Genomic DNA, 16,550 nt, shown 5'->3' on the forward strand with positions numbered 1-16,550 from the left:
GTTCTTGTTTTAGTCGTTCAAATAGGATCTTAGATCGGTCAATAAGTCAGCATTCGCTTTTCTGTAGCTCTTGGCTCTTTCAACCAAAAAGCGCTGAACACCGCGGTAATCGTACAATCTTTTCAAATTGGTGGGCTGTTGCAGAATCTCCCTCACTTTTTGGTAATCAAGTTGTAAGTCTTCAATCGTCGTAGTATTCATATCAATTGCAGGGTCCGTTACAATGAGGTGCACACTTGATTGTTGTCGTTTATACTCAAATTCTCGATATTCAATCACGAATTCCTGAGTAAAATCGAAATACCTCATCAGGCTCAGTTTTAGCCGTCCATCCCGAACATTAGGCATCAAGCCTAGCTGATTCATGGATTTAAAGGCGCTGTTGTGCACTACCCCAAAGTAAAATCCCTTACTACGGTTATAATAAAATTCGAGTGAATCATCAGATCCTCCTTCGAGTACGTTTTCAATCGTCCTGGTCAGGTTTAGGGCCAGTTGGTTAGAATTTTGTTCATGCAATTGAAACTCAACCGAGTCTTGCCTTAGGTCACGCATGACATTTTCCAACGCTTGCATGGTAGCGCGATTAGACTTTCTGGTTTCGTTCCAGTTGTTCAGTACGTAAGCGCCCAGAATACCCAAAGTAATCACCAAAATTTCCAGCAAATATTCTGGCCATTTCTCGGCAAAAGTCTTGAATAAGCGCTTCATTAGATCAATTCAAATATTCGAAGAATACCTTTTCACTGACATCCATCCAGCTACCAACATTTTCCTTAAAAGCAGAAAATGCTTCGTAAACCTTTCTACTCTTGGGGTCTTTCTCACAGAGATCTGCAATGACCTCATCCGTATTTTTCTTGAGCACTTCAAGTACTTCTTTTGGGAATACTTTTAGGGTCACTCCTTCCTCCTGTAGCTTGGCTAAATATTCTCCATTTCGGGCATCAAACTCTGCCATCATCCAACGGCTCAATCTGATACATGCTGTTCTCAATATTTCCTGTAAATCTTCAGGCAATGCCTTAAACTTGGGTTTATTGATCATCATTTCCAGTACCGGACCGGGTTCGTGCCAACCTGGATAATAGTAGTATTTTGCGACCTTGTGGAAGCCCATTTTATAGTCGTGTAGCGGGCCTATCCATTCTGTCGCATCAATGACTCCTCTTTCGAGGTTGGTATAAATCTCCCCTCCAGAAACCAGTAATGGAGTACCGCCAGATTTGGCCAGTACCTTTCCTCCAAGGCCAGGTATTCTCATTTTCAAGCCCTTCAAGTCATCGATGGTTTGGATTTCCTTGTTGAACCAACCACCCATTTGAACACCGGTATTCCCACAAAGGATCGGAAGCAAATCGAAGGGATCGTATAATTCTTCCCATAATTCCTGACCGCCACCGGATAAGATCCAGGACCCCATTTGTTGGGCATTCATCCCGAAGGGTACTGCCGCAAAGAACTGAGCTGCTGGCAATTTTCCTGCCCAATAATACGCTGCTCCGTGGTTCATTTCCACCGCACCATTACTCACTGCGTCAAACCCTTCCAGAGCTGGGATCAATTCTCCCCCTCCGTAAACCGTAATGTCCAGACGACCTCCCGACATTATACGAACCCACTCTGCCATCATCTGGCAGCCTTCACCGACCACCGGAAAATTCGGTGGCCAGGTAGTGGTCATTTTCCAGCGGTAGGTTTTATTGAAATTGATGTTGGGAACGTCCAAAGTTTCCTTTTTCTCTGGCGCACATGCAGCAAGACCAGTAAGGCCTGCAACTGAACCTAAGCCCAGGTCTTTGACAAACTTTCTTCGATTAGATTGATCCGACATGTGGTTGAGTTAAAGCGGGCAATTTATTCGTTAAGGGTGTAAACATGATCATTAATTGCTTTGAACGGCAATTAAGCATTCTTGGTCAATCAAATATACCAATTGCGATCAACAGCATACTTGAGCATTCCTATCATTCAGATCAGACATCCACTGCCATTATGTCTTAATTTCTTCGCTCCTAACAAAAAATAAAGACAATATGTCTTGTTTTTACATAAAATTCACCTTGGAACACGTTTTGATCATTGGCCAATCAAATACTAAAAGCGATGAATTTTAACCATTACACCATAAAGTCACAGGAGGCCTTGCAAAAGGCAACGGAAATTGCTGCCGGTAATGGACAACAAGTCATTGAAACGGGGCACATCCTGCAGGCGATCCTGCAATCCGATGAAAACCTGATTGCTTTTATTTTCAAAAAGACCGGAGCAACGAAAGCCACAATGGACACAAAACTCGCGGAGATTGTTTCCAACTTTCCAAAAGTTTCAGGAGGGCAGCCATTCTTATCCAATCAGGCACATGCCGCACTTCAGAAAGCTGAACAATACCTGAAGGAATTCGGAGATGAGTTTGTGGCTGTTGAGCATATTTTCCTCGGCCTGTTGGCAGGAGCAGATCAAATCGCTCAGTTATTGAAGGATGCCGGATTTGAAGAAAAAATATTGATCCAGGCCATAAAGGAATTGCGAGGTGGAGATACAGTCACAGATCAAAATGCAGAATCGAAATATCGTTCGCTGGAGCGATATTCAAAGAATTTAAATGAACTGGCCAAGGTGGGGAAAATTGACCCGGTCATAGGCCGTGATGAGGAGATCAGGAGAGTGCTACAGATCCTGGCCCGCCGGACAAAGAATAACCCTATGCTGCTTGGGGAACCCGGAGTGGGCAAGACGGCCATCGTAGAAGGAATGGCCCAACGGATCGTGGACGGAGATGTACCTGAAAACCTCAAGACCAAGACGATTATTTCACTCGACATGGGATTGTTGGTCGCCGGAGCCAAATTCAAAGGCGAATTTGAAGAACGCCTCAAATCGGTGATCAAAGAGGTAACGGAGAGCGAGGGTGAGATAATCTTATTTATAGATGAGATTCACACGTTGATCGGGGCAGGTAGCGGAGGTGATGGCGCCATGGATGCGGCTAACCTGCTAAAACCTGCCCTGGCACGAGGTGAACTACATGCCATTGGTGCAACAACACTCAATGAGTATCAGAAGTACATTGAAAAAGACAAAGCACTTGAGCGTCGTTTTCAGTCAGTGACCATCGATGAACCTGGCGTACAAGACGCAATTTCGATCTTGCGAGGGATCAAGGATAAATATGAGATCCACCACGGAGTACAGATCAAGGATGATGCGGTAATTTCAGCAGTAGAGCTATCCAACAGATATATCGCCGATCGTTTCCTGCCGGATAAGGCAATTGACCTGATGGATGAGGCGGCTTCCAAGTTGAGGATTGAAATTGATTCTTTACCGGAAGAACTGGACGAACTGAATCGAAAGATCATGCAGCTGGAGATCGAGCGGGAAGCCATCCGACGAGAGAAGGATAAAACGAAAGAAGCCGAACTAAGCAAAGAGATTGCGGAATTTGAAAGCTCGCGCAGTGAATTGAAAGCCAAGTGGGAAAATGAGAAAAGCGTGATCCAGGGGCTTCGTCAGGAAAAAGAAAATATCGAGGCATATAAGCTGGAAGCGGAGCAGTTAGAAAAAGCCGGCGATTTCGGCCGCGTAGCGGAGATTCGGTATGGTAAGATTGTAGATGCCGAGAAAAAACTCGAGGATTTCAAAAAGCAACTGGACGAGATCCAGGGATCAGATTCATTGCTGAAAGAAGTGGTCGATAGCGAGGATATCGCGGAAGTCGTGGCGAAGTGGACAGGAGTACCTGTTTCCAAAATGTTGCAAAGTGATCGTGAGAAACTCCTGCAATTGGAGGATGAACTTGGCAAACGTGTCGCCGGACAAAAAGAGGCAATCGTAGCAGTTTCGGATGCGGTACGCAGAAGTCGTGCTGGATTACATGATCCTAAACGACCGATTGGATCCTTTATCTTCCTGGGCACAACTGGTGTAGGAAAAACGGAGTTGGCCAAGGCCCTGGCAGATTACCTCTTCAATGATGAGAATGCCATGGTTCGTATTGATATGTCCGAGTATCAGGAAAGACATGCTGTCAGCCGATTAATTGGAGCGCCTCCTGGTTATGTCGGTTATGATGAGGGCGGACAATTAACCGAAGCAGTTCGAAGAAAGCCTTACAGTGTTATTTTGTTGGATGAGATTGAGAAGGCACATCCGGACGTTTTCAATATCCTGTTGCAGGTACTGGATGATGGTCGCCTGACGGATAATAAGGGACGTCTGGCCAATTTCAAGAATACGATCATCATCATGACCACCAATATCGGTTCGCACGTGATCCAGGAGAACTTCAATAAGATGGAGGATTGGAACAAGGACGAAGTGGTTGAGGATACTAAAAATGCCGTATTCGATCTGTTGAAACAGTCAGTAAGGCCCGAGTTTCTGAACCGGATCGATGAAACGATCATGTTCCAACCTTTGAGTACGGAAGATCTTTTGAAAATTGTGGGCATCCAATTCAAATTGATCCAGAAACGTTTGGCTGAAAATGGCATCAAGATCGAAGCAGATGACAAGGCATTGGCACATATTGGCAAGGCAGGCTTTGATCCGCAGTTTGGAGCTCGTCCCTTGAAAAGGCTGCTCCAACGGGAAATTCTAAATGAGTTGTCCAAGGAGATACTGGCTGGAAAAATTGCCAAGGATTCTTTGATCGGGATCACGTTGAATGATGATCAGCTGATCGAGTTCATTAATTTGGATGAGGTAGAACTTTCAACTGATTCGTCTGATAGTTAACCCTTCGACAAGCCCGCGGGCTCAGGGTGACTTGCGAGAAGATCAGGATGACAAAAGTAAGCCCAGGTTGGAAAGCCTGGGTTTTTATTTTTCAATCATAATATTCATAAGTATAGAACTCTTCAAAAAACTGGTCAGTACCGTAAAGTCCAGTCTGCCGTCCGGTCACCAGACCATTCTCATCGTAGAAGTACTTGGTTTCAGCAGTCTCGCCATCGTGTCGTTTTCCAGTTACTAGCCTCAATGCGTTTTCCTCATATTCATAGGTGAATTCATACTGACTTTCATACCAATAGGCTCCATCTGTCTCCTGTATCAAAGGAGTACGAGGGTAGCCTGCAAGGCTGTAACTTGTGAATTCGAACCGATTTAAAATTTGATCTATGTACGGATACTTCTTGTGTAGGTTCCCGCTTTCAGAAATGCTATCTACAAATAGCAGCACTTCTTTGGGACCAAATTTTTTGAATAGGACCAATTCATCACTTTCATAGATCAATTCATACGTGTTTATCTCCAATGGAGGGAATTGTCTTAGTTTATCGAGAAATCTCGTAGCAATTGGGCCCGTTTTCATCATGGATTCGCTTTCTTCTTTCGTGGGCATTCGCGTCTTCACACTATCAATCATATTGATCAGCTTCCCCTCTGCAGAAAAGAGAAAATACGTATTTATTTCGGTCTAATATTTATCAAATTGATTGAGGTCCTGATTGTCAGACTTCACCAGTCGAACGATCCTGCCCTCTGTATCAAAATAGGTATTAGAATAATGATAGCCATTAGACCCTAGTACCTGGCAATGTTTCACCTTATTTGCTTTGTAAATACTGTCTGGTTGAAATGCGTCTCGATCCTGCGCCGAAAGAATCTGAGCGAAGATGATAGGTATGAATAAAAAGTAATTTTTGAGGTTCTTTCTCATAGCTTGGTTTAAGTGGAAAATCTATCGTACGAGAATCAACGTAGGATCGTCTGAAACAATATGGAATTCCTTCAGTAATTTCATGTTTTCAGGCAATTCCTAAGGAAGCATCACATTTCCTTAACTGAAAAGTAAAAATTTAGGAGCATCCATTTCTCAGTGACATAGGGCTGTCACTACTGCTGATTTCTTTGTTGAAAATTCAATAAAAGATGGAAACACAAGTAATGACCATGACTACTGAAGAAATCGCAGAAAAGCTCGTTAGCCTGTCAAGAGAAGGAAAATTTGAGCAAATTCATCAGGAACTTTTTTCGCCTGAGATTATCAGCGTAGAGCCCACCAAAGAAGGTGGCTGGGAAGTTGAAAAAGGATTTGACGGACTGAAAAAGAAAGCCGAACAGTGGCATGGTATGGTGGAAGAAATGATCGGTGGAGAAATCTCCGATCCTATTGTTGCTGGCAATCACTTTAGCTGTACCTGGAAGACCAAAGTCCGATTTAAAGGAGCGCCTGAAGCGGTTGCTATGGATGAGGTAGCGGTTTATGAAGTGAAAAATGGCAAGGTTGTACTAGAGCAGTTCTTTTATACGCCTTTTTGATTGAAAAGGCCATGATTCGGCAGGAGCGGAAATAATATCGGGCGCTTGGCTGGAGCCAAGCGCCTGGTTTCTTAAATCCCCCGGCCTCGTCCGGCAGGCGGGCTTTCAGGCACCCCCTTTGACTAAAGTGGGATTTATTGCTAATACTTATTTTGAAACTCCTCCCAATTCTCCACAATCTCATTGACGACTGTGCTGCCTACCAGATAGGCAGAATTGAGAGATGGGATATAGGCGGTGTAACCTTGATTGCTGAGTTTTTCGCCACTGAGGCTTTCAGCAGCTGTGATACTGGGATATTGCATGGTGTAATTGCTGGCAGTTCGTAAGACCATCACGCGATCCAGGTTTACCTTTCCTGCATTTGACAGGAAGGTTAAAGATTGTAAAGTGCCTGTATCTTCCATGGCGGAAGTCACAAAATTGGCCTGGCCTTCACTCCAGTAATTCACCCAATCATTTGCCCATTGCGTCAACTTTTCGCCATGCCAGTAAGTCATTGCCGCGAGTTGAGCTCCTTTCATCACGAACGGAGGTTTTTGCGCATTAGGATAGCCTTTATACAGCGCCCTAAAGTTTTGAATGACTTCATTATCTCCCAGGTCCAGACCCCTGGTCAACTCATAAGCCCAATCGGTCAATTCTGGGTTGAGGTGATAGATCGCTCCTTCATTATTCGCAGGTACAGGTTGTTCATAGGGTTCAGCTAATCGCAAAGGTATGTAGCCTGTCGGCCAATCTTCCGGCACTTCTCTAGCGTCAATTTCATGAGAAAGATCTCCATCAATCAACCATTCAGCCCAGGCCGCAGAACCAACCGAAGCATCATTCGGGTCGACCCCTGAAATGCCCGCGACCAGCCAATAGGCTTCCGTCAAATCAAATCTTGAATCACTTCCTAAAGCCATGATGGATGCGGCACTTTTTGCCGTTCCGATTCCTGTAACCATTCCTAATACTCCTTTTTTAGCATTGTATCTCAGGTTTCGATATCCCGATGGAAAGGGTAGTGTTTCTGCGAGTGGAAATCGCTCTACCCAGAACTGAAATTCGCCAGGATTATCCCCTTCATCTTCTCCTTGTTCGAACATAGTCACGACTACTACCTTGATTTTGATAGGAGCCGGCGCTCCCTTAGGCTGTGAACAGGCAGTAATGAGGATAATAGGAATAAAAAAGGTTAGTATTTTCTTCATGATTTTGGTGTTAACACACCTCCCTGCCCCTCTCAAGAGGGGAGTATAAGGCTTAATATTTTAATGCTTCTACCATCGATTAAACTGACCCACTCAAGTGGAATTAATCTAATATTCTATTTCCTTCTTCGATAAATGTATCCCACTGCTTTTGCCAATGAGTGAAGGCTACTTTCTTTTCTTCTTCAGACAAGGCACTGTAGGTTAATGCATTCATGGATAATTTCTTAAGGGCTTTTAGGTCCATTTCCCAGGCCAGGAAAATGGTCCAGTAATCATAGCTCAGTCCATTGTAATTAAATATGCCAGGATCATCCGAGTTGATAGAAATCTGAACGCCATTTTTCAGCATGTAGCTAGCTGGATGCAATCTTAAATCATCGATGTAACCCAGGATCTGATTGCTCAATGGACTTACTTCAATACAAATATCCGCTGACTTGATGTCATTGATCAATGCTGGGAAATGCATAAGATTGAACCCATGTCCAATTCTCTTACTTCTCAGCAGATAAGCATCATAGAGGTTTTGCACACTTGCCCAGTCACTCTCCCCATCGTGCAAGTACAAAGGCATGTCCACTCCATAAACTTGCTCCAACGAATCCATCTTCTCCCAGTTCTCCAGAAAGTGGAGCGTCGAATTGCCATCATCTTCATTGGCCACCAGGTCAAAGCCCCGAATGAGGTCTGGGTATTTCTTTCGAAGCTCGTACGCATTCACCAGCTCCTTGAAAACATCCTCTTTCTTCATGAACCGTAAATGTGTATAAATGAATTTCATGGAGAACTCAGGGTGAACGGCCTTCACTTCATCGATCAACTCCTGAAGCAGAGATGCCATCGCATCGGCATCATAAAAACCTGATCCCTTACTATGCTCCAGGTCATAAAGTCCTCCAAAAAAGATCATCCGAATTTCCGTATGTTGTACACCATCCGCCAATAGCGTATCTACCGCAGACCGTAGGTAATCTTTGAATAGTGGCTGATAATGAAAGAAGCCATTGATTCTGTTAAATACATTTTCAAACTCAGCCCAGATATCGGTTGAGTCACTCACAGTCTCCTGATCCAGAATCAACAATTCCAACAATTCTTGTCTGTTGGACGCCTTAGCCAACACCTCACTTGCTGGTAAAAACCCTTCCTTAACAGCAGTCTCTTTATAAAAATGCAGTTGACCTTTGATGTGATTTGGATGTTTCGGGCCCCAATAAATGTAGCAATCTGGTTCTTGTTGTGCACGATTGATCAACCACCGAAAATCAATTCCAGCTGAACTATGTAAGTGCTGGATACCTCCTTTCGGCATCTTTCGAAAGAGTTGAAAAAGGGTCGTTTCTTCAATGTGTTCTTTTGACTTGAAAAAGGGTTCTGACGGTGGAAAAAATGAAGTTTTTAAATAATCAGCCGTCATCTCCTTCCGAAGGGTAACCAGCTTTTCATCAAGTGCTTTCTCTTGTGCATTCAAGACGATATCTGCGTCGAAGCGAAGCGATTCATTCTCTTTGATTAGCTCCGACCTTTGATGCAAGTAATTTGGCTTTTCTTCCGTCTTTTTCGAACAAGCGCACACCCAAACGGTGAGCAGCAATATGAAACAACTATTTTTCATGGGTTGGACCTAAACCACGGCGAACTTGATAATGAAAAGGAGCGCAATGATGATCAAAATCGGATTCAATTCCCGCGCCTTGCCTGTAAAAAGACAAATGATTGTGTAGAATATAAGACCAGCTCCTATGCCGCTGGCAATGCTATAGGTCAGCGGGATCAAGACAATGGTCAGGAAGGCTGGGATCGCTTCTTTCATGTCCTCCAGATTGATCTTCTTGATAGAGCCCATCATAAACACGCCTACCATGATCAGGGCAGGTGCCGTCGCACTGGTAGGAATGACGCCTGCGAGAGGTGCCAGAAAGATGCAACTCAAAAACAAGAGCGCTACAATTACCGCAGTAAGCCCGGTTTTACCTCCTGCAGCTATCCCGGAACCACTTTCAATGTACGTAGTGGTAGTCGCTGTTCCCAATAAGGCTCCTGAAGTAGTGGCAATGGCATCCGCTAATAGTGCCTGTTTCATGCGTGGCAATTTCCCTTCTTTGTTCAAAAACCCTCCTTTCTCTGCGGTACCGTAAAGTGTTCCCAGGGTATCAAAAAAATCAACCATGGTAAAGGCCAACAGAATCGTGACAAATTCCAGGATGATTGAAAAGGTGGAAGCTCCACCCCCAGTCTTAAGTGCTGCTCCAAAATCCAGCTGAAAAAAAGTTGGTTTCAAAGAAAGATCTGTGGCAGCTAGTTTCTCCGGTAATTGTGTGATCCCAAATATTAAGCTTAGAACTGTTATGACGATTATGCTAATTAAAATGGCTCCGTTCATATTTCGGGATACCAAAACGGACATCAGCACCAGTCCAACAATTGACAACAACACCTCGGGTGAACTCACATCCCCCAACTGAATGATCTGAGGAGGTGCATTGTTGACACTATTGATCATCGCCTGTGGATCAAATACATCTGTGGACAGGATGATATCGATGATCGGCCCCTGATTGAAGGTAATGATGCCAGCATTATTTAAGCCAATCAAAGTAATGAATAAGCCAATACCCACTGGAATGGCCTGCAATACACATTTTGGAAAACTATTGAGAATGCCTGACCGAATACCAGTTAATGTCAAAAGGATGAAAATGACACCCGATATGAATACAATGGCTAAACCTCCCTGCCAGGTATATCCGGCTTGAAATACCACTGTATAAACGAAAAAAGCATTCAAACCCATACCTGGGGCTTGTGCAAACGGATAATTGGACAGCAGCCCTGAGAGCAGCGAACCAATAGCTCCGGCCAGACAGGTGGCGATCAACGCGCTTTCAAAGTCCATTCCAGTCTTGGACAGTACTGCCGGATTGACGAAAATGATGTATGCCAATGTTGAAAATGTCGTCAGCCCTGCAATGGTTTCCTGCCTGAGTGTTGTTTGATTAGCGGTTAGGTGGAAGAGTCGGTTAAGCATAGAGATGCTAAAACTAGCCAGAACTTTTCGAATTCCACAACTTCAATTAATTCTTGTTGAAAATATGATAACAAACGAAGGAAAATTTTACATGCTATCATAAATCACTGATTTACCCTATGTTTGTCTCCACAGCTTTAAATACACACTAGCATTCTTATTCATCATGGAATTTCTATCGAAGATACTCCCCTATATACCCTTGATTGCGACTTTAGTGATCGCCTATCTGGGAACCAACAAAGTTTGGAAACGAAAACATGAAAAACCGGTCGCCCAGAGTATTTCCCTGGTGGCAAGAGCGATTAGTATTGTGACTAATCTGACATTCATGATCCAATCCTTCTCAACTATTTTTATTGCCATCAACTTTGGCATCTGGTTAATTGTAGAAATCATTCTTGTACTAATTGGTTCTGGCCTTTGGGTAGCCGGAGAACAAAAGAAGTCTTTCTGGCAACGCATCAAAGAGGCTTTGAAACTGGAGAGTGAAGAAGCGGGAGATCTGGCCAAATCATTATTTCGACCTTCCAATGCCGATAATGTCCTGACCATCCTAGGAAGGCTTGCCCTGGTTGATAATCAGCTGGATCAAAAAGAGAAAGAGATCCTGCAATCTTTTGCGGACGACTGGAAAGTAAACTTTGATCCCAATAAAATAAGTCATTTGGAAGAGTCTGATCAATTTTCATCCTTTGATCGATTACGAAAAGATGTAGAAGAGTATTTGACCTTGTCTCCTCCTGACCAGCAGGTTTCTCAGCTTGCTGATATCATGCAATCTCTGATCAAAATCGATGGCGACGTTTCTAAGGAAGAAGAACTGATTGTTGAAGAATTATTGGGCTTGATCAACGGCTACCTGGATAAGCACGAAGAAGACAACCGTTTCTACATTGCGATCGTCCCACAGGATACCGAACAGGAAACTGCTATCAAAGCGTTAATCAGCGATACAGAAAGAAAAAAGGTAGCTGGTGGCCTGGCTTATGTGAATGGCCCTTATTTCTCACGTAAATACTCAGAAATACTGAGCGAGCAATACCATCAATTGAACTGTCTTGCAGTAGTTGTGGCTGCGGATCAGGTGAAAGAGGCTGCGTAGAATTTCGTTTGAAATCCCCCACCTTTCAGGCACCTCCTTTGAAAAGGTGGACTAATTAAATCGCATCCAAAACCTTGGAAGTGAACTTGCAGACTCGGCGACCCACCTTCTTTGATTTCCAGAAATAAAAATGTGAGGCAATGTTCCAGAAGGTAAAAATATTACCAACGTTGCACTGTACATCTGTTACTCTGCCATCAGCATAATGTTGATTGATGAAAGTAACTGGATAACCGAGCGGATCATTTTTATCATAAATATTGATCCATTTACTCAATGGCTTCCAGGCGATCGGCAAATTAGCATCCGGAAACTGGATAGGCCGGAGGTCATCGATGGGCACTGACGCTCCGAAAATCGCCAGGTTGCTTCCGAATGTGAAGAGACCGACCACAGTTTCCATTCTTTCAAAAGCGGTCTGACCTAATGGGTCAGGGACTCCCGGGTTTTTGATCGAAAATTGTTGCCTGTCCCAGATGTGATCATTGATCACTTTCGTGCCAAATGAAGAAGCCAGAATGATCAAGGGCGCGTCAGGAACTAACTCGTTTTGCAGAAGCCGTATATCGCTGGTAACTATTTGGTGTATTTCCTCATAAGCTGTACTTGACTCATTAGGTCGACCACCGTAGTTGATCAAATCACTGGTATTACTCAATAGAAATTTTCGTAAAAACATGCTCCTGACTTTCAAACTACTGCCTTCCAATCTGCTGATCAGCGTTTGTTGTTCCGTTTCCAGGGGTTCGTACCAATTGATAAATCTCCAGGCGATTTCATTTTCAGGAGCTTTTCCTTCTTTACGAAGTTGCTTGAAAAGGCGCTCGATGAACATTTCCTGATCATCAAAACCCGGAGAACCTGATCCTCGGATCATAAGTATCCCTAATTTCTTTGCCATAGCGATATACCGTTTTCACTAAAGTATGAAAAATAATAACGCAAGACCAGTCAAATTTCCATAAACAGTAGCTAACTCCTACAATGACTATTGACGCTGATAAACTGCGGAAAATACCAATTCCTTGTGAAAGGTTCTCCTTGAAATCATTTCATAGCCGCTACGAAGCACCGCGTTTTCAATATCACCTAGTTTTCTACTTTCCAAGTTGGAAAAGATGCGGAAAAATACATGCATCACCAGAAGCATCATTTGATGATAAGGTCTGCCGGTATCCTGAAAGTCTGTGATGATCAATGTACCTCCTTCAGCAGTCAAAGCAGCAATTTTTTCAACCACCAGACTGAGGTTCTTTGATGTAAATACATCCAGAAAAAACGGGCAAATTACCAAGTCAAACTGCTGGTTGATTTTCCAATCTAAGAAATCGACGTTAACGAATTCTACACTGTCCATAGCAGACTTTTTCGAAGCACGGTCAAGCATCTTACCTGACTTTTCTACATACACGACACGGCACTCTTTTAGGTGTGGTAATATCTTACCAGTTCCCCCACCTAATATCAAGACTTTCGAATTGGAAGGAATATCATCCAAAAATTGAATGCTTGCCTTATGTAACGTTTGCCCAAAAACCAATTGTGCCAGTTGATCATATACAGGGGCAAGGAAATTGAAATTATTCAAAGCAGTAGAAAAAGAGCTGCCATCAGAAAGATAGCATCACCAAAAATGCGGAAACGCTCTCTATTAGCAAAGAAATGAGGGAAAGCATACATGACGGCATACGTCAATCCTCCTATCGCCATGAATACTTCGATGGCGATCGGCAACTTTACCAAAAGCAATGAAGTCCAAAGAACCAATAAAACCAAACTGGTAATCATTGCACAAGTTCTTGTTCCCAGCTGAGTAGCGATCGAATGGAAACCCTCGGCATTGTCTTCCTCTATTTCAAAAACAGAAAAAGTCAACAGGTTTACCAGCGCAAGCAAGAAAATTTGCAGGGTTATGATCCAGAGTGTCTGATCTCCGGCTAGGGTCAACGGCACCAACATGATACCTAGGGCATAATTCACTGCCACACAAACTTCTTTCAGCCATTGCTTACCTAACCATTGTGAAGCGATTAAATAAATGCCACATGCAATTGAGAGCGTCAAGCCCCTTGTGATGATTATAATTCTTAAACCTGGGGGGTAAAGCTCGGTCAACGCATAAACACCGATGATGACACATAGGACCATCAATAGGATCAATAGCAAATTGTACTGATGATGGAATTTTCTCCTTTCAGTAATGGGCTTTTTTCTTCTGATGTCCCACCAATGATCGAAAAGGTAGATGAACCAAACGGCCGCAAAAAGTGCAGGGTAGACTGGGCTCGGAATGACAACTTTCAGCTCACTGGCCACCAGACCTAAAACACAAATGGCTCCCGTCGGTATTCCCAACGAGAGCCATCTGATATATTGTATGAACTTGATCACCTGGCTGCCCAGGTAATGTTAGCTTCCTTGACTTAGTGCCTCTGCACCACCAACAATTTCCAGGATCTCCTTGGTAATCGCTGCTTGTCGTGTTCGGTTGTAAGTCAGCTTCAATTCTTTCAAAAGCTCACCTGCGTTATCCGTTGCCTGATCCATGGCCGTCATTCGTGCACCATGCTCAGAAGCATTGGACTCCAACACGGCCTTATAGAACTGCACTTTTAAAGAATTCGGAATGATCTCTTCGAAGATCACTTCTTTTGAAGGCTCAAAAAGATAATCCACCACTGGCTTCAGTTTCTTTTTCTCTCCTTCTTTCGCAGGTTTCGCTTCTACCTTTTCTACTTCCGGTTCAGGAGGCAAAATCGGCAGCAATTGCTCACTTCTCAGAATCTGAGTTGCCACGTTTTTGAACTCATTGAAGATAAGGATGACACGATCATACTTTTCACCCAAAAAGCCATCCATGGCATGCTGTGCCGCCTCACGAGCATTCTCGAAAGACAGGTCTCCAAAAAGGCCGTGGTAATCTCCAACTACCTTGAACTTGCGTTTGGTAAAGTAATCGTGAGATCGCTTTCCAATAGGCATTACGTGAATGTTCCCTGAACGCTCCAAGTAGCTGTATTTCTCGCTAATGATTGAACGAGTGTACTTGAACACATTACTGTTGAACGCGCCGCATAGTCCCCGATCAGAAGTCACTACTACGAACAATACATTGTTGACTGATCTTTCCTCTCCATATGGATTAGGAATATCGTCGTTTTCGGAAGCCTTAGAAACATTTTGAATGATCGTCGACAATCGCTGAGAGTAAGGTCGCATCTGTAGGATACGATCCTGTGCTCTCCTCAATTTTGCAGCCGCTACCATTTTCATGGCTTTGGTGATCTGCTGTGTCGAGGTTACAGATTGAATTCTTCCTTTTACTTCCTTAAGATTCGCCATTCCGCGTAAGCCTTATCAGTTATATCGAGAAGCCAAGTCTTTGGCGATCTCTTCTAATTTTCCGTATGCATCTCCGAACTTCTTTTTGTCTTTCAACATTTCCAAAGTCTCAGGATGCTGAGTAGTCAAAGTAGAGATAAATTCATTTTCGAATTCTTTCACTTTGTTCTCAGGTACTTTATCCAGGAATCCTTTTGTAGACACGTAGATGATTGCTACTTGTTGCTCTACTGGAGATGGAGAGTATTGAGGCTGCTTCAGGATTTCCTGGTTTCTTCTACCCCTATCGATGGTACGCTGCGTCGCTGCATCCAGGTCAGAACCGAACTTGGCAAAAGCTTCCAATTCGCGGAATTGTGCCTGATCCAGTTTCAAAGTACCAGCTACTTTCTTCATGGATTTGATCTGCGCGCTACCTCCTACACGTGATACAGAGATACCTACGTTGATCGCTGGTCGGATACCTGAGTTAAACAAGTTCGTTTCCAGGAAGATCTGACCATCCGTAATGGAGATCACGTTTGTAGGAATATAAGCAGATACGTCACCCGCTTGTGTTTCAATGATCGGAAGGGCTGTCAATGATCCTCCACCTTTCACTTTGTCTTTCAGGCTTTCAGGAAGGTCATTCATCTGTGCAGCGATCTCATCATTGTTGATCACTTTCGCAGCACGCTCCAACAAACGCGAGTGCAAGTAGAATACGTCACCAGGGTAAGCCTCACGTCCCGGAGGTCTTCTTAGCAGAAGAGATACCTCACGGTAAGAAACCGCCTGCTTAGACAAGTCATCATATACTACCAAAGCAGGACGTCCTGTATCTCGGAAGTACTCTCCGATAGCAGCTCCGGTAAATGGAGCAAAGAATTGCATTGGAGCAGGATCTGAAGCGGAAGCGGCAACAATTACCGTGTAAGGAAGAGCTCCGGCTTTCTCAAGCGTAGAAACAATACCCGCAACCGTACTTGCCTTCTGTCCTACAGCAACGTAGATACAGTATACAGGCTCGCCTCTGTCGTAAAATTCTTTTTGGTTGATGATGGTATCAATCGCCACGGCAGTTTTACCTGTCTGACGGTCACCAATGATCAGCTCTCTTTGACCTCTTCCTACAGGGATCATGGAGTCAATCGCTTTGATACCTGTTTGCAACGGCTCAGATACTGGCTCCCGGTAGATTACGCCCGGGGCTTTTCTTTCGATAGGCATTTCATAAAGTTCGCCTTCGAAATCACCTTTACCATCGATAGGGTTAGCCAGGGTATCAACCACACGGCCGCACATGCCATCACCTACTTTCACCGAACCAATTCGGCCAGTTCTTTTCACACTGTCCCCCTCTTTTACATCGCTGGAATCACCCAGTAGTACAGCTCCTACATTGTCCTCTTCGAGGTTCAGTACCAATGCATTCAATCCGTTTTCGAACTCAAGAAGTTCTCCAGCTTGTGCTTTTGAAAGTCCGTAAATACGAGCAACACCATCACCTACTTGCAGCACTGTTCCTACTTCTTCGAGTTCTGCTTCTGTTTTGTGGCCTGAGAGTTGCTCCCTCAATATTGCTGATACTTCGTCAGGTCTAACTTCTGCCATAATTCTGTGTATTTAT

Annotated in this window: 15 protein-coding genes; 3 read left to right on the forward strand and 12 right to left on the reverse strand. The window is 43.9% G+C overall.

Annotated elements, in window-relative coordinates:
* Positions 1-9 precede the first annotated feature (9 nt).
* Both R8G66_28195 and R8G66_28200 read right to left on the reverse strand, forming a co-directional pair.
* Positions 10-711, reverse strand: a complete 702-nt coding sequence (locus R8G66_28195; GenBank protein ID MDW3196287.1) for a DUF6090 family protein — start codon at positions 709-711, stop codon at positions 10-12.
* 4 nt (positions 712-715) lie between these two features.
* Positions 716-1,834: a TRAP transporter substrate-binding protein gene (locus R8G66_28200; GenBank protein ID MDW3196288.1), complete on the reverse strand. Its 1,119-nt coding sequence runs from the start codon at positions 1,832-1,834 to the stop codon at positions 716-718.
* Between the two features lie 272 nt (positions 1,835-2,106).
* Between R8G66_28200 and clpB the strand changes: the two genes are divergently transcribed.
* Positions 2,107-4,740, forward strand: a complete 2,634-nt coding sequence (gene clpB, locus R8G66_28205; GenBank protein MDW3196289.1) for an ATP-dependent chaperone ClpB — start codon at positions 2,107-2,109, stop codon at positions 4,738-4,740.
* A 91-nt stretch (positions 4,741-4,831) separates the two neighbouring features.
* Here clpB and R8G66_28210 read toward each other — a convergent pair whose 3' ends face one another.
* On the reverse strand, positions 4,832-5,371 hold the full coding sequence (locus R8G66_28210; GenBank protein MDW3196290.1) for a hypothetical protein: 540 nt from the start codon (positions 5,369-5,371) through the stop codon (positions 4,832-4,834).
* 51 nt (positions 5,372-5,422) lie between these two features.
* The gene (locus R8G66_28215; GenBank protein ID MDW3196291.1) at positions 5,423-5,665 is read right to left on the reverse strand and encodes a hypothetical protein; all 243 of its coding nucleotides are present in this window, start codon (positions 5,663-5,665) and stop codon (positions 5,423-5,425) included.
* Positions 5,666-5,877: 212 nt separating this feature from the next.
* Here R8G66_28215 and R8G66_28220 point away from each other — a divergent pair, with 212 nt between their 5' ends.
* On the forward strand, positions 5,878-6,267 hold the full coding sequence (locus R8G66_28220; protein MDW3196292.1) for a nuclear transport factor 2 family protein: 390 nt from the start codon (positions 5,878-5,880) through the stop codon (positions 6,265-6,267).
* 140 nt (positions 6,268-6,407) lie between these two features.
* Here the strand turns inward: R8G66_28220 and R8G66_28225 are convergent, their stop codons facing one another.
* The 3 genes from R8G66_28225 to R8G66_28235 form a co-directional block, all read right to left on the reverse strand.
* Positions 6,408-7,463 carry a purine nucleoside permease gene (locus tag R8G66_28225; protein MDW3196293.1) on the reverse strand — a complete coding sequence of 352 codons (1,056 nt, stop codon included), beginning with the start codon at positions 7,461-7,463 and terminating at the stop codon, positions 6,408-6,410.
* A gap of 103 nt (positions 7,464-7,566) precedes the next feature.
* On the reverse strand, positions 7,567-9,081 hold the full coding sequence (locus tag R8G66_28230; protein ID MDW3196294.1) for a hypothetical protein: 1,515 nt from the start codon (positions 9,079-9,081) through the stop codon (positions 7,567-7,569).
* 9 nt (positions 9,082-9,090) lie between these two features.
* Positions 9,091-10,494, reverse strand: coding sequence for an NCS2 family permease (locus tag R8G66_28235; protein MDW3196295.1), 1,404 nt, complete (start codon positions 10,492-10,494; stop codon positions 9,091-9,093).
* Between the two features lie 166 nt (positions 10,495-10,660).
* Here R8G66_28235 and R8G66_28240 point away from each other — a divergent pair, with 166 nt between their 5' ends.
* Positions 10,661-11,599 carry a hypothetical protein gene (locus R8G66_28240; GenBank protein MDW3196296.1) on the forward strand — a complete coding sequence of 313 codons (939 nt, stop codon included), beginning with the start codon at positions 10,661-10,663 and terminating at the stop codon, positions 11,597-11,599.
* Positions 11,600-11,654: 55 nt separating this feature from the next.
* Here the strand turns inward: R8G66_28240 and R8G66_28245 are convergent, their stop codons facing one another.
* From R8G66_28245 to atpA, 5 genes are all read right to left on the reverse strand, one after another.
* On the reverse strand, positions 11,655-12,500 hold the full coding sequence (locus tag R8G66_28245) for a hypothetical protein (GenBank protein ID MDW3196297.1): 846 nt from the start codon (positions 12,498-12,500) through the stop codon (positions 11,655-11,657).
* A gap of 87 nt (positions 12,501-12,587) precedes the next feature.
* Positions 12,588-13,097, reverse strand: a complete 510-nt coding sequence (locus R8G66_28250) for a class I SAM-dependent methyltransferase (GenBank protein ID MDW3196298.1) — start codon at positions 13,095-13,097, stop codon at positions 12,588-12,590.
* An 86-nt stretch (positions 13,098-13,183) separates the two neighbouring features.
* Positions 13,184-13,990, reverse strand: a complete 807-nt coding sequence (locus R8G66_28255) for a hypothetical protein (GenBank protein ID MDW3196299.1) — start codon at positions 13,988-13,990, stop codon at positions 13,184-13,186.
* 18 nt (positions 13,991-14,008) lie between these two features.
* A complete protein-coding gene (gene atpG, locus R8G66_28260) occupies positions 14,009-14,941 on the reverse strand; it encodes an ATP synthase F1 subunit gamma (GenBank protein MDW3196300.1) in 933 nt (310 codons plus the stop codon).
* 15 nt (positions 14,942-14,956) lie between these two features.
* Positions 14,957-16,534 (reverse strand): F0F1 ATP synthase subunit alpha, encoded by a 1,578-nt coding sequence (atpA, locus tag R8G66_28265; GenBank protein MDW3196301.1) that lies wholly within the window; start codon positions 16,532-16,534, stop codon positions 14,957-14,959.
* Positions 16,535-16,550 lie beyond the last annotated feature (16 nt).

This window comes from Cytophagales bacterium, assembly GCA_033344775.1.
Taxonomy (GTDB): Bacteria; Bacteroidota; Bacteroidia; order Cytophagales; family Cyclobacteriaceae; genus JAWPMT01.

Bases quoted from the DNA above. Each gene is read 5' to 3' on its own strand.
- R8G66_28210 (MDW3196290.1), bottom strand. From the start codon at position 5,371: ATGATTGATAGTGTGAAGACGCGAATGCCCACGAAAGAAGAAAGCGAA.
- atpG (MDW3196300.1), bottom strand. From the start codon at position 14,941: ATGGCGAATCTTAAGGAAGTAAAAGGAAGAATTCAATCTGTAACCTCG.
- R8G66_28195 (MDW3196287.1), bottom strand. From the start codon at position 711: ATGAAGCGCTTATTCAAGACTTTTGCCGAGAAATGGCCAGAATATTTG.
- R8G66_28230 (MDW3196294.1), bottom strand. From the start codon at position 9,081: ATGAAAAATAGTTGTTTCATATTGCTGCTCACCGTTTGGGTGTGCGCT.
- R8G66_28225 (MDW3196293.1), bottom strand. From the start codon at position 7,463: ATGAAGAAAATACTAACCTTTTTTATTCCTATTATCCTCATTACTGCC.
- R8G66_28240 (MDW3196296.1), top strand. From the start codon at position 10,661: ATGGAATTTCTATCGAAGATACTCCCCTATATACCCTTGATTGCGACT.
- R8G66_28235 (MDW3196295.1), bottom strand. From the start codon at position 10,494: ATGCTTAACCGACTCTTCCACCTAACCGCTAATCAAACAACACTCAGG.
- clpB (MDW3196289.1), top strand. From the start codon at position 2,107: ATGAATTTTAACCATTACACCATAAAGTCACAGGAGGCCTTGCAAAAG.
- atpA (MDW3196301.1), bottom strand. From the start codon at position 16,534: ATGGCAGAAGTTAGACCTGACGAAGTATCAGCAATATTGAGGGAGCAA.
- R8G66_28200 (MDW3196288.1), bottom strand. From the start codon at position 1,834: ATGTCGGATCAATCTAATCGAAGAAAGTTTGTCAAAGACCTGGGCTTA.
- R8G66_28215 (MDW3196291.1), bottom strand. From the start codon at position 5,665: ATGAGAAAGAACCTCAAAAATTACTTTTTATTCATACCTATCATCTTC.
- R8G66_28245 (MDW3196297.1), bottom strand. From the start codon at position 12,500: ATGGCAAAGAAATTAGGGATACTTATGATCCGAGGATCAGGTTCTCCG.
- R8G66_28220 (MDW3196292.1), top strand. From the start codon at position 5,878: ATGGAAACACAAGTAATGACCATGACTACTGAAGAAATCGCAGAAAAG.